Origin of the sequence: Bradyrhizobium sp. 154 (assembly GCF_023073875.1) — a bacterium.
In the GTDB taxonomy this organism is placed as follows: Bacteria; Pseudomonadota; Alphaproteobacteria; order Rhizobiales; family Xanthobacteraceae; genus Bradyrhizobium.
On the sequence record NZ_JADPKG010000122.1, the window covers coordinates 87,412 to 107,146 of the forward strand.

25 protein-coding genes are annotated in these 19,735 nt (G+C 64.9%); 15 read left to right on the forward strand and 10 right to left on the reverse strand.

Translation table 11 applies throughout. The annotated features are described in order from the left end of the window. Positions 1 to 136: 136 nt before the first annotated feature. From IVA92_RS33685 to IVA92_RS33700, 4 genes are read right to left on the reverse strand one after another with little or no spacing between them, the layout of a single operon-like run. Positions 137 to 880 carry an ABC transporter ATP-binding protein gene (locus IVA92_RS33685; protein WP_247280723.1) on the reverse strand — a complete coding sequence of 248 codons (744 nt, stop codon included), beginning with the start codon at positions 878 to 880 and terminating at the stop codon, positions 137 to 139. Next, complete coding sequence (locus IVA92_RS33690) at positions 877 to 1,710, reverse strand: ATP-binding cassette domain-containing protein (protein ID WP_247280724.1); 834 nt, start codon at positions 1,708 to 1,710, stop codon at positions 877 to 879. The genes IVA92_RS33685 and IVA92_RS33690 overlap by 4 nt, the downstream gene beginning before the upstream one ends. Next, positions 1,707 to 3,008: a high-affinity branched-chain amino acid ABC transporter permease LivM gene (livM, locus tag IVA92_RS33695; protein WP_247280767.1), complete on the reverse strand. Its 1,302-nt coding sequence runs from the start codon at positions 3,006 to 3,008 to the stop codon at positions 1,707 to 1,709. The genes IVA92_RS33690 and livM overlap by 4 nt, the downstream gene beginning before the upstream one ends. 31 nt (positions 3,009 to 3,039) lie before the next feature. Next, a complete protein-coding gene (locus IVA92_RS33700) occupies positions 3,040 to 3,957 on the reverse strand; it encodes a branched-chain amino acid ABC transporter permease LivH (RefSeq protein ID WP_247280725.1) in 918 nt (305 codons plus the stop codon). A 276-nt stretch (positions 3,958 to 4,233) separates the two neighbouring features. On the opposite strand from IVA92_RS33700, the gene IVA92_RS33705 reads away from it, so the two are divergent. Beyond that, positions 4,234 to 4,395 (forward strand): hypothetical protein, encoded by a 162-nt coding sequence (locus IVA92_RS33705; protein ID WP_164934786.1) that lies wholly within the window; start codon positions 4,234 to 4,236, stop codon positions 4,393 to 4,395. A gap of 183 nt (positions 4,396 to 4,578) precedes the next feature. Beyond that, positions 4,579 to 5,103: a hypothetical protein gene (locus tag IVA92_RS33710; protein WP_247280726.1), complete on the forward strand. Its 525-nt coding sequence runs from the start codon at positions 4,579 to 4,581 to the stop codon at positions 5,101 to 5,103. Here the strand turns inward: IVA92_RS33710 and IVA92_RS33715 are convergent. The 3 genes from IVA92_RS33715 to IVA92_RS33725 form a co-directional block, all read right to left on the reverse strand. After that, positions 5,065 to 5,457 (reverse strand): carboxymuconolactone decarboxylase family protein, encoded by a 393-nt coding sequence (locus IVA92_RS33715; RefSeq protein ID WP_247280727.1) that lies wholly within the window; start codon positions 5,455 to 5,457, stop codon positions 5,065 to 5,067. The genes IVA92_RS33710 and IVA92_RS33715 overlap by 39 nt on opposite strands. Positions 5,458 to 5,563: 106 nt before the next feature. Continuing rightward, the gene (gene pcaD / locus IVA92_RS33720; RefSeq protein WP_247280728.1) at positions 5,564 to 6,346 is read right to left on the reverse strand and encodes a 3-oxoadipate enol-lactonase; all 783 of its coding nucleotides are present in this window, start codon (positions 6,344 to 6,346) and stop codon (positions 5,564 to 5,566) included. A 27-nt stretch (positions 6,347 to 6,373) separates the two neighbouring features. Continuing rightward, on the reverse strand, positions 6,374 to 7,729 hold the full coding sequence (locus IVA92_RS33725; protein ID WP_247280729.1) for a 3-carboxy-cis,cis-muconate cycloisomerase: 1,356 nt from the start codon (positions 7,727 to 7,729) through the stop codon (positions 6,374 to 6,376). 169 nt (positions 7,730 to 7,898) lie between these two features. Here IVA92_RS33725 and IVA92_RS33730 point away from each other — a divergent pair, with 169 nt between their 5' ends. The 10 genes from IVA92_RS33730 to IVA92_RS33775 all read left to right on the forward strand — a co-directional run bounded on the left by IVA92_RS33730 (position 7,899) and on the right by IVA92_RS33775 (position 15,740). Further along, positions 7,899 to 8,345, forward strand: a complete 447-nt coding sequence (locus IVA92_RS33730) for a carbon monoxide dehydrogenase subunit G (RefSeq protein ID WP_247280730.1) — start codon at positions 7,899 to 7,901, stop codon at positions 8,343 to 8,345. Positions 8,346 to 8,480: 135 nt separating this feature from the next. Continuing rightward, positions 8,481 to 8,966, forward strand: a complete 486-nt coding sequence (locus IVA92_RS33735; RefSeq protein WP_247280731.1) for a (2Fe-2S)-binding protein — start codon at positions 8,481 to 8,483, stop codon at positions 8,964 to 8,966. 33 nt (positions 8,967 to 8,999) lie between these two features. Then, positions 9,000 to 9,806 (forward strand): xanthine dehydrogenase family protein subunit M, encoded by an 807-nt coding sequence (locus IVA92_RS33740; RefSeq protein ID WP_247280732.1) that lies wholly within the window; start codon positions 9,000 to 9,002, stop codon positions 9,804 to 9,806. Between the two features lie 61 nt (positions 9,807 to 9,867). Next, positions 9,868 to 10,791 carry a MoxR family ATPase gene (locus IVA92_RS33745; protein ID WP_247280733.1) on the forward strand — a complete coding sequence of 308 codons (924 nt, stop codon included), beginning with the start codon at positions 9,868 to 9,870 and terminating at the stop codon, positions 10,789 to 10,791. Between the two features lie 116 nt (positions 10,792 to 10,907). Further along, the gene (locus IVA92_RS33750; protein WP_247280734.1) at positions 10,908 to 12,110 is read left to right on the forward strand and encodes a VWA domain-containing protein; all 1,203 of its coding nucleotides are present in this window, start codon (positions 10,908 to 10,910) and stop codon (positions 12,108 to 12,110) included. A gap of 10 nt (positions 12,111 to 12,120) precedes the next feature. After that, a complete protein-coding gene (locus IVA92_RS33755) occupies positions 12,121 to 12,444 on the forward strand; it encodes an XdhC family protein (protein WP_247280735.1) in 324 nt (107 codons plus the stop codon). 2 nt (positions 12,445 to 12,446) lie between these two features. After that, positions 12,447 to 13,148, forward strand: a complete 702-nt coding sequence (locus IVA92_RS33760; RefSeq protein ID WP_247280736.1) for an XdhC family protein — start codon at positions 12,447 to 12,449, stop codon at positions 13,146 to 13,148. Further along, positions 13,145 to 14,749 carry a molybdopterin-binding/glycosyltransferase family 2 protein gene (locus tag IVA92_RS33765; protein WP_247280737.1) on the forward strand — a complete coding sequence of 535 codons (1,605 nt, stop codon included), beginning with the start codon at positions 13,145 to 13,147 and terminating at the stop codon, positions 14,747 to 14,749. Before IVA92_RS33760 ends, IVA92_RS33765 begins: the two co-directional genes overlap by 4 nt. A 110-nt stretch (positions 14,750 to 14,859) precedes the next feature. After that, on the forward strand, positions 14,860 to 15,249 hold the full coding sequence (locus tag IVA92_RS33770; RefSeq protein ID WP_247280738.1) for a DUF4189 domain-containing protein: 390 nt from the start codon (positions 14,860 to 14,862) through the stop codon (positions 15,247 to 15,249). Between the two features lie 80 nt (positions 15,250 to 15,329). Next, positions 15,330 to 15,740, forward strand: a complete 411-nt coding sequence (locus tag IVA92_RS33775) for a DUF2000 family protein (protein ID WP_247280739.1) — start codon at positions 15,330 to 15,332, stop codon at positions 15,738 to 15,740. A gap of 85 nt (positions 15,741 to 15,825) precedes the next feature. Here IVA92_RS33775 and IVA92_RS33780 read toward each other — a convergent pair whose 3' ends face one another. Genes IVA92_RS33780 through IVA92_RS33790 form a run of 3 tightly spaced genes read right to left on the reverse strand, consistent with a single transcriptional unit; the run spans position 15,826 to position 17,057 of the window. Then, complete coding sequence (locus IVA92_RS33780; RefSeq protein ID WP_247280740.1) at positions 15,826 to 16,239, reverse strand: GFA family protein; 414 nt, start codon at positions 16,237 to 16,239, stop codon at positions 15,826 to 15,828. Between the two features lie 12 nt (positions 16,240 to 16,251). Next, positions 16,252 to 16,725: an SRPBCC domain-containing protein gene (locus tag IVA92_RS33785; protein WP_247280741.1), complete on the reverse strand. Its 474-nt coding sequence runs from the start codon at positions 16,723 to 16,725 to the stop codon at positions 16,252 to 16,254. Further along, positions 16,722 to 17,057, reverse strand: a complete 336-nt coding sequence (locus IVA92_RS33790; protein WP_247280742.1) for a metalloregulator ArsR/SmtB family transcription factor — start codon at positions 17,055 to 17,057, stop codon at positions 16,722 to 16,724. Before IVA92_RS33790 ends, IVA92_RS33785 begins: the two co-directional genes overlap by 4 nt. Positions 17,058 to 17,165: 108 nt before the next feature. Between IVA92_RS33790 and IVA92_RS33795 the strand changes: the two genes are divergently transcribed. From IVA92_RS33795 to IVA92_RS33805, 3 genes are read left to right on the forward strand one after another with little or no spacing between them, the layout of a single operon-like run. Further along, positions 17,166 to 17,858, forward strand: coding sequence for a TetR/AcrR family transcriptional regulator (locus IVA92_RS33795; protein ID WP_247280743.1), 693 nt, complete (start codon positions 17,166 to 17,168; stop codon positions 17,856 to 17,858). Beyond that, complete coding sequence (locus IVA92_RS33800; protein ID WP_247280744.1) at positions 17,855 to 18,802, forward strand: efflux RND transporter periplasmic adaptor subunit; 948 nt, start codon at positions 17,855 to 17,857, stop codon at positions 18,800 to 18,802. The genes IVA92_RS33795 and IVA92_RS33800 overlap by 4 nt, the downstream gene beginning before the upstream one ends. Next, positions 18,799 to 19,731 carry an ABC transporter ATP-binding protein gene (locus IVA92_RS33805; protein WP_247280745.1) on the forward strand — a complete coding sequence of 311 codons (933 nt, stop codon included), beginning with the start codon at positions 18,799 to 18,801 and terminating at the stop codon, positions 19,729 to 19,731. The genes IVA92_RS33800 and IVA92_RS33805 overlap by 4 nt, the downstream gene beginning before the upstream one ends. Positions 19,732 to 19,735: the final 4 nt, after the last annotated feature.

Genomic DNA, 19,735 nt, shown 5'->3' on the forward strand with positions numbered 1-19,735 from the left:
GGCTTGCCCGGTTCAAACCGGCGCCATTCTCGAATGAATTTGAGGAGAAGTCACCGGCAAAATACGGGCATCGGCGGAGATATCTCGCCACATTCGGCCCGCACGTGGGTCGGCCCTTGTCCGGCTTCGGCGGGCGTCAGCCGCGCCGGCCGCCTTCGAGGTAGGCGGCGCGAATCTCGGGGCGCTGCAACAACTCGGCGCCGGTCCCGGCCAAGGTGATCAGGCCATTGACCATGACATAGCCGCGATGGGCGAGCTTGAGCGCATGGTTGGCGTTCTGCTCGACGATCAGAACGGTCAGACCATCCTGCCGGTTCAGGGTGCGGATCGCATCGAAAATCTGACGGGCGATCAACGGAGCCAACCCGAGCGAGGGCTCGTCGAGCAGGAGCAGGCGGGGGCGGCTCATCAGCGCGCGGCCAATTGCCAGCATCTGCTGCTCGCCACCGGACAGGGTTCCACCGCGCTGGGCATAGCGTTCCTTTAGCCGCGGAAACAGCGTGAACACGCGCTGGAGCGTCACCTCGCGCTCCACATCCGTGCATTCGGTGGCATCCGCTCCCATCTGAAGGTTTTCCGCAACGCTCATGCGCGGGAAGATGCGGCGGCCTTCCGGCGATTGCGCGATGCGCAAATGCGCGATCTCGTGGGTGGGAACGTCGGTGATATCGCGGCCTTCGTACAGGATCTGGCCGGCACGGGCGCGCGGCTTGCCGAAGATCGTCATCATCAGCGTCGACTTGCCGGCGCCGTTGGCGCCGATCAGGGCAACGATCTCGCCGGCATTGATCTCGACATCGACGCCCTTCAGCGCCTCGATCTTGCCGTAGGCGGCGCGAAGGCTGCGGATCGCGAGCAGGGGATTGGGCGCAGACGTCACGTCCCGCCCTCCATCACGGCCACCGCCTCGTCCTCGTCGGCGCCGAGATAGGCGGCGATCACCTTGGGATCGTCGCGGACGTCGCGCGGAGAGCCTTCCGCAATCTTGACGCCATGGTCCATCACCACGATGTGGTCGGAGATTTCCATCACCACCGACATGTCGTGCTCGATCAGCAGGATCGAGGTGCCGAGCTCGTTGCGGATCGAGAGCAGGAGCTCGCTCAAGGCCGCGCTCTCGCGTGCATTGAGGCCAGCGGCGGGCTCGTCCAGGCACAATAGCGCGGGCTCGGTGCACATCGCGCGGGCGATCTCGAGCCGGCGCTGGTCGCCATAGGCGAAATTGCCGGCAGCGTCGTCGGCGCGCTCGAGCAGGTTGACCCGTTGGAGCCACTCGGTGGCGAGATCAATCGCGCGCTTTTCGGCGTCGCGGTAGGCGGGCACGCCGAGGAGACCGAGGAGGGTGAAGCCGGAGGCGCGCATCAGCGCGTTGTGCTGCGCCACCATCAGGTTCTCCAGCGCGGTCATGCCGGGAAACAGGCGGATGTTCTGAAAGGTGCGCGCCACCTTGGCCTGCTTGGCGATGCGGAAATCGTTCAGGCTCTCCAGTGCGATCAGCTTGCCGTCGTCATGCTTCAGGCGGATGCTGCCGCCGCTCGGCTTGTAGAAGCCGGTGATGCAGTTGAAGACGGTGGTCTTGCCGGCGCCGTTCGGGCCGATCAATGCGGTAATCTTCTTCCGCTCCGCCGAGAGCGACAGGTCCTGCACGGCGACGATGCCGCCGAAGCGCATCGTGAGCCGGTCGACGCTGAGAATCTGGTCGCGGCTCATCCGTGCCCTTCCTTGACGAGATCGGAGGAGATCGCATGCGCCTTGGTCAGATACACGGTGGGGGCGCGATGGCCGATCAGGCCGCGCGGCCGCCAGATCATGATGAGCACCATCGCCATGCCGAACACCAGCATGCGGTAAGTCTCAAGGCTGCGGAACAGCTCGAAGCCGCCGATCATGGCGAGCGCCGCGAGCGCAACGCCGAGCTGCGACCCCATGCCACCGAGCACGACGATGGCGAGCACCAGCGCCGATTCCTGGAAGGTGAAGGATTCCGGGCTGATGAAGCCCTGGCGCGTGGCGAAGAACGCGCCGGCGAAGCCGCCGAACATGGCGCCCGTCGCAAATGCCGTGAGCTTGGTGGTCGTGGTGTTGATGCCGAGCGCGCGGCAGGCGACCTCGTCCTCGCGCAAGGCTTCCCAGGCCCGCCCGATCGGCAGGCGGCGCAGGCGAATCGTGACCCAGTTGGTGAGAAGCGCCAGCGCCAGGATCAGATAGAACAGGAAGACGATGCGGTGGGTCGGCGAATATTCGATGCCGAGCTTGGCAGCTAGCCCGTCGTCGCTGTTGTCGAGCGGGATGCCGAAGAAGGAGGGCCGGGGAATGCCCGAGACGCCGTTGGGACCGCCGGTGAGCTCCTGCCAATTGATGATGACGAGGCGGATGATCTCGCCGAAGGCGAGTGTCACGATCGCGAGATAGTCGCCGCGCAGGCGCAGGACGGGGAAGCCGAGCAGCACGCCCCAGAATGCGGCGAGGATGCCGGCGAGCGGCAGGCAGATCCAGAACGACCAGCCGAAATTGGTGGCGAGCAGCCCGTAGGAATAGGCGCCGACGGCATAGAAGGCGACGTAGCCGAGATCGAGCAGGCCGGCGAGGCCGACCACGACGTTCAACCCCCAGCCCAGCATGACATAGGTGAGCACGAGGATCGCGAGGTCGAGGATGTAGCGCTGGTTATAGAAGATCACGGGCACCAGCAGCGTGAAGATCAGGAGCGCCGGCGCGAGGTAGCGGCCGATGAAGGATATGCCGCTCTGCACCGCCGGAGGTACCAGCTTCTCGGCACCGCTCGAGCCGATCCATTGCCGCAATAGCTCCATCACGATCGAGCCGCCGAACACCACGGCGACGAGGGAGGCGACCTCGCCGAATCGCGTCCAATAGGTGAGCTGGCCGGAGGATCCTGCCTCGGTGCGCACGCCGACCATCAGCGAGAACAGCACCAGCGCGATTAGCGCGCTAAGGAAGGATTTCTTCAAAATGTAGGAGATGCCTGCTGGGCGATGGTCGGACATGGTCGAGGGAGTTGTCACGCGGGCCGGTCCGTCAGACTTTTTCGACTTCGGGACGGCCGAGCAGGCCGGTCGGCATGAAGATCAGCACGACAATCAGAATCGAGAACGCGGCGACGTCCTTGTACTCCACCGAGAAATAGGCCGACCAGAACGTCTCGATCAGGCCGATCGCAAGTCCGCCGAGCATGGCGCCGGGCAGCGAGCCGATGCCGCCGAGCACGGCGGCGGTGAAGGCCTTGATGCCGGCGACGAAGCCCATGAAGAAATCCACCAGGCCATAATAGAGCAGGTACATCAGGCCTGCGACCGCGGCGAGCGCGGCGCCGATCACGAAGGTCATGGAGATGGTGCGGTCGACGTCGACGCCGAGCAGCGCCGCCATGGTCTGGTCCTGTTCGCAGGCGCGCATGTCGCGTCCGAGCCGGGTGCGTGACACCAGCCAGGTGAAGATCGCCAACAGCACGATGGTGGTGATGACCACCATGATCTGGATGTTGGAAAGCTGGATGACGAAGCCGTCCGGGCTCTCATGCAGCGTGTAGCCGCCGGTGATGAAAGGCGGGATCGGCTTGACGCGCGCGCCTTGCGCCACCTGCGAGTAGTTGGTCAGCACGAAGGACATACCAATCGCCGACAGCATCGGGGCGAGGCGGAAGGAATGACGCAGCGGCCGGTAGGCGATGCGCTCGATGGTCCAGCCGTAGAGCGCGGTGATCGCCATCGAGACCAGCAGAACCACGAGCAGGATCACCGGGATTGCGGTGAGGCCGAGCGAGATCAGAATCAGGAAGGTAATCAGCGCAATGAAGCCGCCGATCATGAAGACGTCGCCATGGGCGAAGTTGATCATGCCGACGATGCCGTAGACCATCGTGTATCCGATCGCGATCAGGCCGTAAATCGAGCCCAGGACGAGACCGTTGATGAGCTGCTGGGCGAAATAATCCATGGGCTGCCGTTACCAAACCTGACGCGGCTCAAAGGGAGCTCTTCGAGAGAGAGGTCGCAAGTTCTCCTCGGGCCCCGGCAGCCCTTGAGCATTCTTCCAGTTTTGTAACAGGAGGGAACTGGACGCTGCAACTGGCCAGATGTCGACATCCAGGCTTGTACAGAGGTCATTTTCGCCTTCGGTTCCCTCGAACCGCGAGGAATCGGGTTCCTGAGCAACCAAAATGGAGCGTGGCCGTTGTCTCGCCTCTGACGTCCAACAAGGGAGTTCCCCCGAATGACGAAGCAGCAGAACCAGAATCCGGGTCAGCAGAGTCAGAACCCCGGCCAGCGCACGCCTCAGCAACAGCAGGGCGGCGGCCAGAAACCCGGACAGCAGCAGCAGGATCCGATGCGCCAGGGCGACCGGCCCGGTCAGCAACAGGGTCAGGACAAGTAGTTTGGGAGCCCAGACGTGAAGAGGGGCCCTGCCGTAAGGCGGGGCCTTTTTTGTGGGCGCCCGGTCCGCCGGGCGGTTAAGGTAAACAAAGGGTTTAAATTGCCGCCACAGTCTGATGCGAGTTAGCTCCGGCAAAGCCATTGCCTTCCGTTGAGGGCTTTCGGCAAGCAAGCGGGAAGCGGCATGTTCAGGAATTGGCGGATCGGCTCGGTCAACGGCGCGCTGCTGGCGGCCTACTTCATCCCGGCCTGGACGCTGGTGGCCTTCAACATCATGGTCGCACCGGTGCACGGCCTCTACGAGCGGCCGAGCGTCGCGGTCGCCCTGTTCCTCAGCGACCATCTCGACATGGCGGGGATGAGCACGGTGCGGGCCGCCTGGCTGCTGGCCCTGGGACGGCTGACCGTCGTGGCGTTCTTTCTGATCTATCTCGCGCTGCTCTGCATCCGCCGCACGCGGAAGAATGGCGGCAGTGACGAGGCGCTCGGCATTGCCCTGGCGATCGGCAGTCTGATCTCGTTTGCCAGCATGGTGATGGCCTCGAAGGTCGGCGAGATGGCCGCGCTCCGGCTGCACGCGACCGAGCTTCTGCTTCTGCTCGGCGCGGCCATCGTCGTGGTGATCGAGAAGCCGGCGGCAGCGCCGAAGACCGTCGAGATCGCCGCTCCCCTAGGTCTTGAGCAGGCCGAGCTCCTGCACAATCGCTGAGGCTTCCTTCACGGCGTGGTTCGCCGCCGGAACCCCGCAATAGATCGCCTGCTGCAGCAGGATCTCCTTGATGTCGTCGGGCGTGAAGCCGCCTTCGGCGAGCGCCGCGCGCACGTGCAGGCGGAATTCGTCCCATTGCCCGAGCGCGACCATGGTGCCGATCACCAGCACCCGTCGCGTGCGCTCGTCGAAATGCGGCCGCGTCCAGATCTCGCCCCAGGCGTAGCCGGTGATCAGGTCCTGGAAGTCGGTGTTGAAGGCGTTGCGGTTCGCGATCGACTTGTCGACCCAGGCATTGCCCAGTACTTTTCGGCGTACATTCATGCCGGCATCGCGGCGGTTTTGGTCGTCCATATCTATCCTCCTCTCTGTCATTGCGAGCGAAGCGAAGCAATCCAGAATCTTTCCGCAGACGGCAGTCTGGATTGCTTCGCTGCGCTCGCAATGACGCGTGGTGAGATCAGCGCTGCGTCAAAAATCCTACCACCGCATCTGTAAACGCGTGCGGCTGCTCGACGTTAGAAATGTGGGCGGCATCGATGATGGTCATGCTGGCGCCGGGAATGTTCGAGCGGATCAGCTCGCCCGCCGAGATCGGCGTCGCCATGTCATGGCGGCCGGCGATCACCAGCGTCGGGCTCTTGATCTTGGGAAGCAGCGCGCGCTGGTCCAGTGTCGACAGCGCCTCGCAGCAGGCGAGATAGCCCTCGACGGGCGAGGCAAGCAGCATCGACTTCATCTTCGCGGTGATCTCGGGCTCGCGCTCGCGGAAATCCTGGGTCAGCCAGCCCGCAAGCACGGCATCGGCGACCGCCGCGATGCCGCCCTTCTTCACAGCGTCGATGCGTTCCAGCCATTTGGTCGGTTCGGCATAATAGCAGGAGGTGTTGGCGAGGATGATCTTACCGAAGCGTTCCGGCGCGTTCGCGCCCAGCCATTGTCCGACCATGCCGCCCATCGACAGGCCGCACCAATGCACCTTCTCGATGTTGAGATCGTCGAGGATCGCGAGCACGTCGCGGCCGAAGCGCTCCATCGTGTAGGGACCGGGCGGAACGTTGGACTTGCCGTGGCCGCGGCGGTCGTAGCGGATGACGCGGAACACCTGCGTCAGCGCCTTCATCTGCGGCTCCCACATTTGCAGCGTGCAGCCCAGCGAATTGGAGAGCATCAAGGTCGGTCCGCCGTCGCGGCCCTCGACCGAGACGTTGAGCAGGCAACCGTCGGCATCGATCATGGGCATGCGGCGTCTCCGTCGGATTCGCGGTTCTTATTCGCGATCGAGGCTGTCGAGCAGCCGGTCGATCAGGGCTTGGGAAGCTCCTTGATAGGCCATCGGCTCGAACAATGCCGCAATTTTTTCCGGCGGCAGATGAGCGGTAACAAGCGAATCAGCCGACAGTACCTCGCGCAGATGCTTCTTCTCGGCGACCGCGCGCTTGCTGGCGGCCTCGACGAGATGATGCGCATCGCTCTTGCCGATCGTCTCTGCCAGCGCAAAGGTGACCGCTTCCGCCATGATCAAGCCGTGCGTCGCATCGAGATTGCTGCGCATGCGCGCGGTGTCGACGTCAAGGCCCTCGGCGATGTCAACGACGGCGGCAAGCGCGCCCGAGGTGACCAGCATCAATTGCGGCAGCGTCGGCCATTCCGCGTGCCAGGGGCCGGCGCTGCGTTCGTGGTCCTGCACTTGCGCGGCAAAAATCGTCGCGGCGAGTTGCGGGGCCATGGTCGCAGCGCCAAGCGCGCTGGCGGCGGCGACTGGGTTGCGCTTGTGCGGCATAGTCGAGGAGCCGCCGCGGCCTTCGCCGGCGGGTTCGAACGCTTCGGCGACGTCGGTCTGCATCAGCAGCGAGACGTCGCGGGCGATCTTGCCGCAACTGCCGGCGAGAATCGCAAGGCAGGACGCCGCCTCCGCGATGCGGTCGCGATGGGTGTGCCAGGGCGCATCCGGCAATGGCAGGTTCAGCTCCTGCGCCAGCCGCTCTGCAACAGCTAGTCCCTTGTCGCCGAGCGCGGCGAGCGTGCCGGCGGCGCCGCCGAATTGCAGCGCGAGACCCTCGCGGGAGAGCCGCCTGAGGCGGCAGCGGCTGCGGGCAAGGCTTGCGGCGTATTCGGCAGCCTTCAGCCCGAACGGCATCGGCAGCGCGTGCTGGAGCCAGGTGCGCGCGACCATCGCGGTGGCGCGATGGGCGCGCGCCAATGCGGCAAGACCCTTGATGGCGCGGCTGAGGTCGGCGTCCAACGCACCGATGCCCGCGCGCAGCGTGAGCATGGTCGCGGTGTCGATGACGTCCTGGCTGGTCGCGCCCCAATGCACGTAACGCGCGGCCTCCGCATCGGCCCTGCCGACATTGGCGGTCAGCGCCTTGACCAGGGGAATCGCGAGATTGCCTGATCGCGTCGCGGCCTCGGCCAGGGCTGCCATATCAAAGGCATCAGCCTTGCAGGCGGACGCGATCGACTCCACCGCGGATGGGGGAATCACACCTGTGGCGGCTTCGGCCCGTGCCAGAGCTGCCTCGAAATCGAGCATGTTCTGGAGGGTCGACCGATCGTCGCAGACCGCGCGCATGGCTGCGCTTGACAGCATCGGCGCGAGCAGGGGGGAGAGGGATGTGCTCATATTGTGCGGGACCTAACCACCATGGCCCGCCTGTGCCAATCCCAAACCATCGGCGCAAGCTTTTTGCAGTTGCGAATATGCATTGCACGTGACCGGGGGCCGCCCTTTCCTTTACGGCCTCCGTGCGTTACTTGAGCAGCATTATAGTTGTGCGATCCGGGAGGCACCCATGGCCATGACGATGAACGGCGAAGTTCAGCTTGCGGCGCCGCGCGAGGCCGTGTGGGACAAGCTCAACGACCCCGAGGTGCTGAAGGCCTGCATCCCCGGCTGCGAGGAGCTGGAGAAGACCGACGACGGCGGCTTTCGCGCAACGGCGAAAATGAAGGTTGGCCCGGTGTCCGCGCGCTTCAAGGGCAAAGTCATGCTCTCCGATCTCGACCCGCCCAACGGCTACAAGATCTCCGGTGAGGGTGAGGGTGGGGTGGCCGGCTTCGCTAAGGGCGGCGCGGCCGTCAGGCTCGCGGAGAAGGACGGCGGCACACTGCTCTCCTACGACGTCGAGGCGCAGATCGGCGGCAAGTTGGCGCAGCTCGGCCAGCGCCTGATCAACGGCGCCGCCAAGAAGCTGGCCGACGAATTTTTCGCGAACTTCGCCAAGGCGGTACAGGGCTAAAGGCTATCGCCTTTGGACATGGCGCCTTGCGTCCGGGGCGATGTTGCTCCCGGGCATAATGGCCCATATGATGGGTCGGAATAATTATAAGAACCGCTTCGATGGGACCCGTCGGGGCGCTGATAGAGAGTGCTTATGGCAAAAATCTCCCTCATCGTGAACGGCAATCCAGTCACGGCCAATGTCGATCCCCGCACCCTCCTGGTGCAGTTCCTGCGCGAGAATCTGCGGCTGACCGGGACCCATGTCGGCTGCGACACCTCGCAGTGCGGCGCCTGCGTCGTGCATCTCGATGGCAAGGCCGTGAAGTCCTGCACCACGCTGGCGGTGATGGCCGATGGCCACGAGGTCAAGACGATCGAGGGGCTCGCCGCGGATGGCGCGCCGTTGCATCCGATGCAGGAGGCCTTCCGCGAGCATCATGGCCTGCAGTGCGGCTTCTGCACGCCCGGCATGATCATGACCGCGATCGACATCGTGCATCGCAAGGGCCATGAGCTCGACGACCACACTATCCGCGAAGAGCTGGAAGGCAATCTCTGCCGCTGCACCGGCTATCAGAACATCGTCGCCTCGATCACCGCCGGTGCGAAGGCGATGGCCAAATCCGATCTCGCGTAGACCGCGCGCGCATTCCGCGATCAGGACACACCCATGTATGAATTCAAATATCATCGCCCCGGCACCGTGCGCCAGGCGGCCAATCTCCTGGTGAAGAACGAAGACGCCAAGGTGATCGCCGGCGGCCACACGCTGATTCCCGTCATGAAGCAGCGCCTCGCCAGCCCGCCGCATCTGGTCGACCTCTCTCACATCGAGGGGCTCGACACGATCGAGATGAAGGGTCGCTCGCTGGTGATCGGAGCCACCGCCAAGCATGCCGAGGTCGCAAGCTCCCCGATCGTCGGCGAGGCGATCCCGGCGCTCGCCAGCCTTGCGGGTGGAATCGGCGATCCCGCCGTGCGTCACAAGGGCACGATCGGCGGCTCGCTCGCCAACAACGATCCGACCGCGGATTATCCGGCCGCCGTCCTCGCGTTAGGGGCGACCATCGTCACCAACAAGCGCCGCCTGAAGGCGGAAGAGTATTTCCAGGGCCTGTTCTCGACCGCGCTTGAAGCCGACGAGATCATCACCAAGGTGATGTTTCCGCTGCCGAAGAAGGCGGCCTATGTCAAATTCCGCAACCAGGCTTCGCGCTACGCGCTGGTCGGCGTGTTCGTGGCGCGGCGTCCGTCGGACGTGCGCGTCGCCGTCACCGGTGCCGGCTCCGAAGGCGTGTTCCGCGTCACCGCGTTCGAGGAGGCCCTGAAGAAGCGCTTCTCGTCGAAGGCGCTTGACGGCATCGTGATGCCGGCCGAAGGCCTCAACAGCGACATCCACGGCAGCGCCGAGTACCGTGCGCATCTCATCGGCGTGCTGACGCGCCGCGCCGTCGATGCCGCCAATGCCAAGGAATGAGCTGACCTCATTCCGCGGCCCAAACTGTCCCCGGTGAGGGCGTAGCGAGACTGGCTTTTTCATGACTTCAGCGGCCAATTCTTCCGGTGCTTTGCCGGCATCGGTCGATGCGATGCTCGAACTCCTGACCTCGTGTGGCTACCTCGCCGAGCGGTCGCTGGCCACGGTGACCTATCTCTCGCTGCGCATGGGCCGGCCGCTGTTCCTGGAAGGCGAGGCCGGCGTCGGCAAGACCGAGATCGCCAAGGTGCTTTCGGCGGCGCTGCGGCGGAAATTGATCCGCCTTCAGTGCTACGAGGGCCTTGACGTCTCCTCCGCGGTCTATGAGTGGAACAGCGCCGCGCAGATGATCGCGATCCGGATGGCGGAAGCGGCCGGCGACACTGATCGCGACCAGCTCTCGAGCGACATCTTCGCGGACCGTTACATGATCAAGCGGCCGCTCCTCCAGGCGCTGGAGCCCGACGTCGCCGGTCCGCCGGTGCTGCTGATCGATGAACTCGACCGCGCCGACGAGGCGTTCGAGGCGTACCTGCTCGAAATCCTCAGCGACTTCCAGGTGACGATCCCCGAATTTGGTACCGTGAGGGCGCCGCACCCGCCGATCGTCATCATCACCTCTAACCGCACCCGCGAGATCCACGACGCGCTGAAGCGGCGCTGTCTCTATCACTGGGTGGATTATCCCGCCGCCGAGCGCGAGCTCGCGATCGTCAAGACGCGCGTGCCCGGCATATCGGCGAAACTTTCGGAGCAGGTCGTGCGCTTCGTCCAGGCGCTGCGCAACCAGGACTTCTACAAGTCGCCGGGTGTCGCCGAGACCATCGATTGGGCCACCGCTTTGTCGGAGCTCGACGCCCGTTCGCTGACCCCGCAAGTGGTCGGCGATACGCTGGGCGCGCTGCTCAAATACCAGGACGACATCACCCGGATGCAGGGCGATGCCTTGCAGAAGGTGCTGAAGGACGCCACGAGCGAGTCGTAGGTCCGTCGTTCCGGGGCGCGACGCAGTCGCGAACCCGGAATCTCGCGCCGCAATCTCTGGATTCCGGGTTCGCCGCTTGAGCGGCACCCCGGAATGACGGAGAGAGGGATTAGACCATGGCTATCAACCATCTTGCCCCGGAGCAGACCGAGCAGTTCGCCGACAACATCGTCGGCTTTGCCCGCGCGCTGCGTGCGGCGGGGATGCCGGTGGGCCCAGGCGCCGTCATCGATGCGATGAGCGCGCTCCAGGTGATCGACATCGGCAGCCGCACCGATGTCTTCGCCACGCTTGAGGCCATCTTCGTCAAGCGCCACGAGCATGCGCTGATCTTCAAGCAGGCTTTCAACCTGTTCTTCCGCGCCTCTGAAGAGTGGAAGCATATGCTGGATTCGGTGCCGCTGCCGGAGCAGGCCAGGAAGAAGCCGCAGGCAGGCTCCCGCCGCGTGCAGGAGGCGATGTCGCAGCCGCGCATGACGGAGACGCCGCAGCACCAGGAGCAGGATCTGCGCCTGTCGGTCTCCGACAAGGAGATCCTCCAGAAGAAGGACTTTGCGCAGATGAGCGCGGCCGAGATCGCCGAGGCGCTTCGCGCCGTCGAGCGGATGCGGCTGCCGCAAGCCGAGCTCCTGACGCGCCGGCGCCGGCCCGATCCACGCGGGCTACGCCTCGACCTGCGCCGCACGCTCCGAGCATCTTTACGCACTGGCGGCGACATCATCGACATCCATCGCCTTGGACGGATCGAGAAGCCCGCGCCGATCGTTGCGCTGCTCGATATCTCGGGCTCGATGAACGAATACACCCGCCTATTCCTGCATTTCCTCCATGCCATCACCGATGCGCGCAAGCGCGTCTCGGTGTTCCTGTTCGGCACCCGGCTGACCAACGTCACCCGCGCGCTGCGCCAGCGCGACCCTGATGAGGCGCTGGCGAGCTGCTCGGCGTCGGTCGAGGATTGGGCCGGTGGCACGCGGATCTCTGCCTCGCTGCACAACTTCAACAAATTGTGGGCGCGGCGCGTGCTGAGCCAGGGTGCCATTGTGCTGCTCATCTCCGACGGGCTGGAGCGAGAGGCCGATTCCAAGCTGGCCTTCGAGATGGACCGGCTGCACCGATCCTGCCGGCGGCTGATCTGGCTGAACCCGCTGCTCCGGTTCGGCGGTTTCGAGGCCAAGGCGCAGGGCATCAAAATGATGCTCCCCCACGTTGACGAATTCCGCCCGGTACATAATTTGAGTTCGATCCAGGAGCTGATCACCACGCTCTCCCAGCCGCTGCCGCCGCATCACCGCAGCCTGATCCGCTCCGCAGCTTGAGAGGCCACCCATGCTCGATCGCGACGAGGATATTATGAAGGCGGCGGAGGACTGGCAGAAGGCGGGCCGTGGGGTTGCGCTCGCCACCGTCGTGGAGACCTGGGGCTCGGCGCCGCGTCCGGCGGGCTCGAGTCTCGTCATCAATGACGAGGGCACGTTCTTGGGCTCCGTCTCCGGCGGCTGCGTCGAGGGCGCCGTGGTCACCGAAGCCATGGACGTGATCGAGAGTGGCAAGCCCAAGATGCTGGAGTTTGGCGTGGCCGACGAGACCGCCTGGAATGTCGGGCTGTCCTGCGGCGGCACCATCCGCGTCTTCGTCGAGAAGGTCGGCTAGCCGTGAAGCTCGCGATCCTGCACGAACTCAACGCCGAGCGCGCCGCGCGCCGGCCGGTCATTCTGGTGACGGACACCGAAAGCGGCGAGCAGCGCCTGGTGAAGGCGAAGGACTTTGCCAAAGATCCGCTGCGCGCAGAGCTGGAAAAGCAGCTTCGCGCCGGCAAGAGCGCCAATGTCGAGGCCGGCGGCAAGAAGCTGTTCCTCAACGTCTATGCGCCGACTGCCAAGCTCGTCATCATCGGCGCGGTGCATATCAGCCAGGCCTTGGCGCCGCTGGCGCGCTCGCTCGGCTACGACGTCACTGTGATCGATCCACGCACGGCGTTTGCAAGCCCTGAGCGCTTCCCCGATATTCCGCTGATCGCCGAATGGCCCGACACTGCGCTGCCGCCGCTCAATGTCGATGCCTACACCGCCTTCGTCGCGGTAACGCACGATCCCAAGATCGACGATCCCGCGCTGCTGCACGCCTTCGAGCGCAATTGCTTCTACATCGGTGCGCTCGGCTCGCGCAAGACGCACGCCAAGCGGGGCGACCGGCTGCGGGCGCAGGGCGCGAAAGAAAGCGACATCGCGCGCATCCATGCGCCCATTGGCCTTGCGATCGGCGCGGTCTCGCCGGCCGAGATCGCGGTGGCGATCATGGCCGAGATCACGGCGGTGCTGCGCCTGCCTCCGAAAGAAAGAGAAGAAGCGGCATGAAGTTCGGCCCGGCGAGTCCGAGGGATGCGATCGGCGGGGTGACCGTCCACACCCTGCGCCAGGGACCGCTGGTGCTCAAGAAAGGCACGACGATCGGCCCCACCGAGGTCGAGACGCTGGAGCGCGCCGGCATCAAGCAGATTGTCGTGGTACGCATGGAGGCGGGCGACGTCTCCGAGGACGTTGCGGCCGCCAGCATCGCGCTTGCCGTCGGCGGCGAGGGCATCCATGTCGAGCGCGCCTTCACCGGCCGCGCCAATTTGTTCGCCGCGCGGGCGGGCGTGCTGGTGATCGACCGCGCCGCAGTCGACCGCATCAACAATGTCGACGAGGCCATCACCTTTGCCACGCTGCAGGCGTTCAAGCCGGTGGTCGAGGGCGAGATGGTCGGCACCGTCAAGATAATCCCGTTTGGCATCGGGGAGAGTTTGCGCGATGCCGCGGTGAAGGCCGCCGGCAAGGACGTTCTCAGAATCGCCCCTTACGTCGTCAAGCGCGTCGGCGTGGTCTCAACGCTGCTGCCGGGCCTGTCTTCCAAGGTGATCGACAAGACGCTGCGCGTCACTGCCGAGCGCCTTGCACCGGCCGGCGCCGGCATCGTCGCCGAGCGGCGGGTCCCGCATGAGGAGCAGGCGCTGTCGGCCGCGATCAAGGAGTTGCTCGAGCTGGGGGCTGAGCTCGTGATCGTGTTCGGCGCGTCCGCGATCGCTGATCGCCGCGACGTGATTCCGGCAGCCGTCACCGGCATCGGTGGTGAGATCGAGCATTTCGGCATGCCGGTCGATCCCGGCAATCTGCTGCTGATCGCCCGCGCTGGCGACGTCCCGGTGCTGGGCGCGCCCGGCTGCGCGCGCTCGCCGGTCGAGAACGGTTTTGACTGGGTGCTGATGCGGCTGCTCGCCGGCATCAAGGTGACGCGGTCCGAGCTGATGGGCATGGGCGTCGGCGGCCTCCTGATGGAGATCGTGACGCGGCCGCAGCCGCGCGCAAAACCCGAGACCGAGGGCAACAGTCAGGTCGCCGCCATCGTGCTGGCGGCGGGCCGCTCCACCCGGATGGGCGGACCGAACAAGCTGCTCGCGGAGTTCGAAGGCAAGAAGCTGGTGCGGATCGCCACCGAGCGGGCACTGGCCTCCCGGGCATCCGAGGTGATCGTCGTCACCGGCCACCAGGCCGAGCTGGTCGAGCAGGCGCTGCAAGGCCTGAAGGTCAAATTCGTCCGTAACCCGGATTTCGCCGGCGGCATCGCGAGCTCGGTCAAGGCCGGTATCGCGGCCGTGCCCGAGACCTGCGATGGCGCCGTGGTTTGTCTCGGCGACATGCCGCTGATCGACGCCGGCCTGATCGACCGCCTCATCTACGGCTTTGCGCCGGACCGCGGCAACCTCATTGTCGTGCCCGTCAGCGAGGGCCGCCGCGGCAACCCGGTGCTATGGTCGCGTCGCTTCTTTAAGGAGTTGATGACGCTCGACGGCGACGTTGGCGCGCGACACTTGATCGCCAAGCACACCGAAGCGGTGGCCGAAGTGCCCGTCGACGGCGAGAGCGCCTTCCTCGACATCGACACCCCGCAGGCACTGGAAGCGGCACGGCGCGGATGACAGTGTCGTAGCAACCCTCGCAAGTCGCCCATTTCAACCGCCCGTTCACCATCTGGAAACGACCGCCGCTTAGAGTCGCCTTCGCCTGCCTTGGGGGGAGGGGTTTTTCCATGGCTTCGAACGTCGTCGCGCGCCGTTGCGCGATGTTTTTCTTTGCTCTCTCGGTTTGTGTCTCCGGCGCCCGTCACATCACAGAAGCTCACGCCGCCGGTGCCATTGCGGTTGGCAAGTGCGGCGCCTATGGCCAAGCCTATGATTACGGCGCCGAGCACGAGGCCCGCGCCGTGGCACAGAAGCAGTGCAAGGGTGATTGCACCACCGTCACGATGAAGCGCGCCTGTGCTGCGATGTCGGTCGATCTCGTCAACCCGTGCGGCGCCTATGGCTATGCCGTCAAACCGAAGATCTCGGCGTCGCTGAATGCGGCGACGCGCGAATGCTACAAATACGGCGGCAAGGAATGCGTGATCCGCGCCTGGGCCTGCGACGCCAAGGGTTGATCCCTCGAGCGCTGAATCTTCTTGCCGTCATTCCGGGGCGATGCGTAGCATCGCGCGTGGAATGACAGTTAGGAATACACATGCAGTTCGACACCAAGATCGCCATCGTGATCCGCACCGATCTTCAGGCCTGGCAGAAGCTCAACATCGCGTCTTTCCTCACCAGCGGCATCGCCGCGGCCTTTCCGGAATGTATCGGCGAAGCCTATGAGGACGCCTCGGGCACGAAATATCACGCGCTGATCGGCCAACCGATCCTGATCTATGGCGCGGATGGTCCGGCATTATCACGCGCGCTCGACCGGGCACTGACACGCAACGTCAAACCGGCGGTCTATACCGAGGACATGTTCAAGACCACGCACGATGCCGCCAATCGCGAGGCGGTGAGGGGCGTGGCGCGCGCCGAGCTCAATCTCGTCGGCATCGCGATGCGTGCCGAGCGCAAGGTGATCGACAAGATCGTCGACGGTCTGAAGTTTCACAGTTGAATTTAGCTGCTGGTGTTTCACCTCTCCCGCTTGCAAGCGCTGGTGTTTCACCTCTCCCGCTTGCAAGCGGGAGAGGGAACGCACCTCACCCCGGCGGCATGCCATCGAACTTTAGCAGGCTGGGGTCGAGGCGGTCCCAGTCATGGCCGCGCGCGGCGAAAGTGACCGCCTGCGGCTTGTAGCGGGCGGGCTCGTCGAGGCTTGCGGCGCGGATCGTGAAGACGTCGGGCTGTGCCGCGAAGGTCATGTACACAGGCACGCCGCATTGCGTGCAGAAACCACGCGTCTTGACGTTGCCGCTGTCGGCGACCATGTCCCAATGCTTAGCCTCGCCGGTCACCGTGACGCCGGCGCGTGCGAACGTCGCGTACGAGCCATGCCCACTGCCGCTTTCCCGCTGGCAGTCGCGGCATTGGCAGTGGTTGCTGAACAGCGGCTTGCCGGCAATCGAATAGCGGATCGCGCCGCAGGCGCAGCCACCGGTATAGGGTTTGTCCATCGCGATATCTCCTCACTTCTCGCCGCTGATCTCGTCGAGCTGTCTGACGACCTTTTTCCAGCCGCCGCTCATCACGTTGTAGGCCGACTCGTTCCTCGGCATGACGAAGCCCGCATGGATCAGGCGGATCCGGGTGCCGGCTTCGACCGGAGCGAGGGACCAGGTCACAACGGTGTCGAGCGGCGCGCCGTAACCGGTGTTGCGCTCATCGCCGCCTTTCCAGGCGTAGACAAGACGCCTGTTGGCCACCACCTCGAGAACCCGGCAATGAATGACGCCGTCCCAGGCGCCGCCCGGGGTGGTCTGGAATGTGAAGGTGTTGCCTTCAACCGGCTCGAAGCCAGTCGGCTTCATCAGCCAACGCCCGATCAACTCGGCACTGGTCAGCGCCTTCCAGATCGTCTCCGGCGCATGAGGGAGCACTTCGTCAACGACGATGTCCCGGACGATATCTTGGGTCTCGGCTTTCAACTCGGCTGCACTCACGGATCGATCTCCTTCAAGAGGTCACGCAGGTTCTGGAAGCGCTCGCGCCAGAACACGCCGTAATGGTCCATCCAGGTGACCAGGGGCTCGAGCCCTTGCGGCGCGGCGCGGTAGTAGACATTGCGGCCCTCGGCGCGCTCGGCGACGAGGCCGGCCTGCTTGAGGGATTTCAGGTGCTGCGAGATCGCGCCCTGGGTCACGCCGCTGCCGCGTGTCAGCTCGGCGACGCTGATTTCCCGGCTGTCGAAGACGCGTTCAAATACGGCGCGGCGGGTCGGATCGGCGAGGGCGCGCATCACGGCCGTTACGGGGTTGGGGGTGGCTTCCATCATGAGAGACGCATTAGCATACACTAATTCATTAGTAAATGCTAATTCGTCGCGTCTAGTGCGATTCCGTCACCTATTGACGATGACTGACTAGTCAGTCATGAATTATGCATGACGAAGAAGCCAGCCAGAACGATCGCATCCGCGGCTCAAGCCGCAAGCCAGGCACCCGAAGCCGGCGCTGAGGCCGAGGCCCGCGTTTCAAATCGGGCCGCCCGCGCGGCGGAGCGGCGCGCCGCGATCGTGGAGGCGGCGATGGACGAGTTCATCGCGCGCGGCTTTGCCGCGACCCGGCTCGACGAAATCGCCAAACGAGCCGGCGTCGCCAAAGGCACGATCTACCTGCACTTTAAGGACAAGGAATCGATGTTCGAGGAGCTGGTGCGCACCGTGATCGTGCCGGTGGTCACGCGCCTTACGACGCTGCCGCCGCCGACCGGAACGGTCCGCGACCTTGTCGAGACCTTCGCCAGCAACTTTCTGAAGGAGGTCATCGGCACCAGGCGCGGCGACCTCGTGCGCCTGATCGTGGCGGAGGGGCCGCGCTTTCCGTCCGTTGCCGATTTCTACTACCGCGAGGTCGTCTCGCGCGGAATCGCGGGCATGCGCGCGCTGATCGAGCTCGGCATCGCCCGTGGCGAGATCCGCGAGAAAAATCTCGCGCGGTTTCCCCAGATCCTGGTTGCGCCCGCGATGATCGCGGTGATTTGGCAGAGCTTGTTCGCACGGCACGCGCCGCTCGACGCGCAGGAGATGCTGCGCGTCCATCTCGATTTGATTTTTGGCGAACGGAGGACGACATGAGGTCGTCGCAAATCATGTCTGACCTCATCCTGAGGAGCGCGGAACGCGCGTCTCGAAGGATGCAGGCCCGGCTGTGGCTCCTCGCCCTTCGAGAGGCCGCGGAGCCTGTCATCGGGCCGCGCTCCGCGCGGACCCGTTGGCGGCTCCTCAGGGTCAGGGGGCGACAGCTGTCGCGCCTTTGCTCGATCGTGGTTCTGGCGATCGTAACCTCGCTTGGCGGCTGCAAGGAGAAGCGCGATCCCGGCTTCCAGGGCTGGGTCGAGGCCGACATGATCTTCGTCAGCCCGGACGAAGCCGGCCGGGTGACCAAGCTCAATGTCCGCGAGGGCGACGAGGTCAAGGTAGGCGATCACCTCTATTCCGTCGATGACGACCTCCAGCTTGCCGATCTCAACCAGCAGAAGGCGACGCTGGCGAATGCGCAGCAGACCTATGACCGGGCGGCCTCGCTGAGCAAGACCGGCTCCGGCACGCAGGCCAATCTCGATTCTGCTGTTTCGGCTTTACGGGTGGCGCAAGCGCGGGTGGCGACGTCGGAGACGCGGCTAGCGCGTCGCAAGGGCTTTGCGCCGGTCGCAGGCACCATCCAGCAGATCTATTTCCGCGAGGGCGAGATGGTGGCGGCGCAGCGGCCGGTGCTCTCGATCATGCCGCCCGGCAACATGAAGCTGCGCTTCTTCGTGCCGGAGACCGAGCTGCCGAAGCTCGCCATCGGGGACACAGTGCGCATCGCCTGCGACAATTGCGCGGCCGATCTCACCGCAAAGATCTATTTCATCGCGACCTCGGCCGAATACACCCCGCCCGTCATCTACAGTCTCGATGAGCGGAACAAGCTGGTCTATCTGATCCAGGCGCGGCCCTCGCGCCCCGACGCCTTGCGCGTCGGACAGCCGATCAACGTCTATCTCGATCCGAAGACACCGGTGGCGGATAGGCGATGAGCGGCGGCAACGGCATCGCGATCGACGTCAAGGGCCTGACCAAGTCGTTCGGGGGCCGCGAGGTCGTGCACGATCTGTCGATGCAGGTGAGGCGCGGCTCGATCTACGGCTTCCTCGGGCCGAACGGCTCGGGCAAGACCACCACCATTCGCATCCTCTGCGGCCTGCTCACGCCCGACAGCGGCGAGGGCACCTGCCTCGGCTACGACATCCGCCGCGATGCCGAAAAGATCAAGCGCCAGGTCGGCTACATGACCCAGCGCTTCAGCCTGTATCAGGATCTCTCGGTGCGCGAGAACCTCGAATTTGTCGCGCGCCTCTATGGCCTCACTGACGCGCGCGGCGCTGCGCGCGACATGATCAAGCGGCTCGGACTGTCGGGCCGCGAGGAGCAGCTGGCCGGCGAGCTCTCCGGCGGCTGGAAGCAGCGCCTGGCATTAGGTGCCTGCACGCTGCCCAATCCGCAACTCCTGCTGCTCGACGAGCCGACCGCCGGCGTTGATCCCAAGGCGCGGCGCGACTTCTGGAACGAGATCCACGCGCTCGCCGCCGACGGCCTCACCGTGCTGGTCTCGACCCATTACATGGACGAGGCCGAGCGCTGTCACGAGATCGCCTATATCGCTTATGGTCATCTTCTGACGCATGGCACGGTGGAGCAGGTGATCGCCAAATCCGCGCTCACCACCTACACGGTCACGGGCGAAGACCTCAATGAGATCGCGGCCGCGCTCACGGGCAAGCCCGGCATCGATATGGTGGCGCCGTTCGGCACCTCGCTGCACGTTTCGGGGCGCGACGTCGCTGCGCTCGAGGCCAGCATCGGGCCGTGGCGCGAGAGAAGCGGCCTGCACTGGCAGAAATCGTCGCCATCGCTCGAAGACGTGTTCATCGAGCTGATGAGCCGCTCAAAGGACAATTTCCAGTAAGGAC

Bases quoted from the DNA above. Each gene is read 5' to 3' on its own strand.
- IVA92_RS33805 (WP_247280745.1), top strand. From the start codon at position 18,799: ATGAGCGGCGGCAACGGCATCGCGATCGACGTCAAGGGCCTGACCAAG.
- IVA92_RS33730 (WP_247280730.1), top strand. From the start codon at position 7,899: ATGGCCATGACGATGAACGGCGAAGTTCAGCTTGCGGCGCCGCGCGAG.
- IVA92_RS33690 (WP_247280724.1), bottom strand. From the start codon at position 1,710: ATGAGCCGCGACCAGATTCTCAGCGTCGACCGGCTCACGATGCGCTTC.
- IVA92_RS33750 (WP_247280734.1), top strand. From the start codon at position 10,908: ATGGCTATCAACCATCTTGCCCCGGAGCAGACCGAGCAGTTCGCCGAC.
- livM (WP_247280767.1), bottom strand. From the start codon at position 3,008: ATGTCCGACCATCGCCCAGCAGGCATCTCCTACATTTTGAAGAAATCC.
- IVA92_RS33710 (WP_247280726.1), top strand. From the start codon at position 4,579: ATGTTCAGGAATTGGCGGATCGGCTCGGTCAACGGCGCGCTGCTGGCG.
- IVA92_RS33775 (WP_247280739.1), top strand. From the start codon at position 15,330: ATGCAGTTCGACACCAAGATCGCCATCGTGATCCGCACCGATCTTCAG.
- IVA92_RS33745 (WP_247280733.1), top strand. From the start codon at position 9,868: ATGACTTCAGCGGCCAATTCTTCCGGTGCTTTGCCGGCATCGGTCGAT.
- IVA92_RS33790 (WP_247280742.1), bottom strand. From the start codon at position 17,057: ATGATGGAAGCCACCCCCAACCCCGTAACGGCCGTGATGCGCGCCCTC.
- IVA92_RS33735 (WP_247280731.1), top strand. From the start codon at position 8,481: ATGGCAAAAATCTCCCTCATCGTGAACGGCAATCCAGTCACGGCCAAT.
- IVA92_RS33705 (WP_164934786.1), top strand. From the start codon at position 4,234: ATGACGAAGCAGCAGAACCAGAATCCGGGTCAGCAGAGTCAGAACCCC.
- IVA92_RS33715 (WP_247280727.1), bottom strand. From the start codon at position 5,457: ATGGACGACCAAAACCGCCGCGATGCCGGCATGAATGTACGCCGAAAA.
- pcaD (WP_247280728.1), bottom strand. From the start codon at position 6,346: ATGCCCATGATCGATGCCGACGGTTGCCTGCTCAACGTCTCGGTCGAG.
- IVA92_RS33780 (WP_247280740.1), bottom strand. From the start codon at position 16,239: ATGGACAAACCCTATACCGGTGGCTGCGCCTGCGGCGCGATCCGCTAT.
- IVA92_RS33800 (WP_247280744.1), top strand. From the start codon at position 17,855: ATGAGGTCGTCGCAAATCATGTCTGACCTCATCCTGAGGAGCGCGGAA.
- IVA92_RS33700 (WP_247280725.1), bottom strand. From the start codon at position 3,957: ATGGATTATTTCGCCCAGCAGCTCATCAACGGTCTCGTCCTGGGCTCG.
- IVA92_RS33795 (WP_247280743.1), top strand. From the start codon at position 17,166: ATGACGAAGAAGCCAGCCAGAACGATCGCATCCGCGGCTCAAGCCGCA.
- IVA92_RS33755 (WP_247280735.1), top strand. From the start codon at position 12,121: ATGCTCGATCGCGACGAGGATATTATGAAGGCGGCGGAGGACTGGCAG.
- IVA92_RS33740 (WP_247280732.1), top strand. From the start codon at position 9,000: ATGTATGAATTCAAATATCATCGCCCCGGCACCGTGCGCCAGGCGGCC.
- IVA92_RS33770 (WP_247280738.1), top strand. From the start codon at position 14,860: ATGGCTTCGAACGTCGTCGCGCGCCGTTGCGCGATGTTTTTCTTTGCT.
- IVA92_RS33725 (WP_247280729.1), bottom strand. From the start codon at position 7,729: ATGAGCACATCCCTCTCCCCCCTGCTCGCGCCGATGCTGTCAAGCGCA.
- IVA92_RS33765 (WP_247280737.1), top strand. From the start codon at position 13,145: ATGAAGTTCGGCCCGGCGAGTCCGAGGGATGCGATCGGCGGGGTGACC.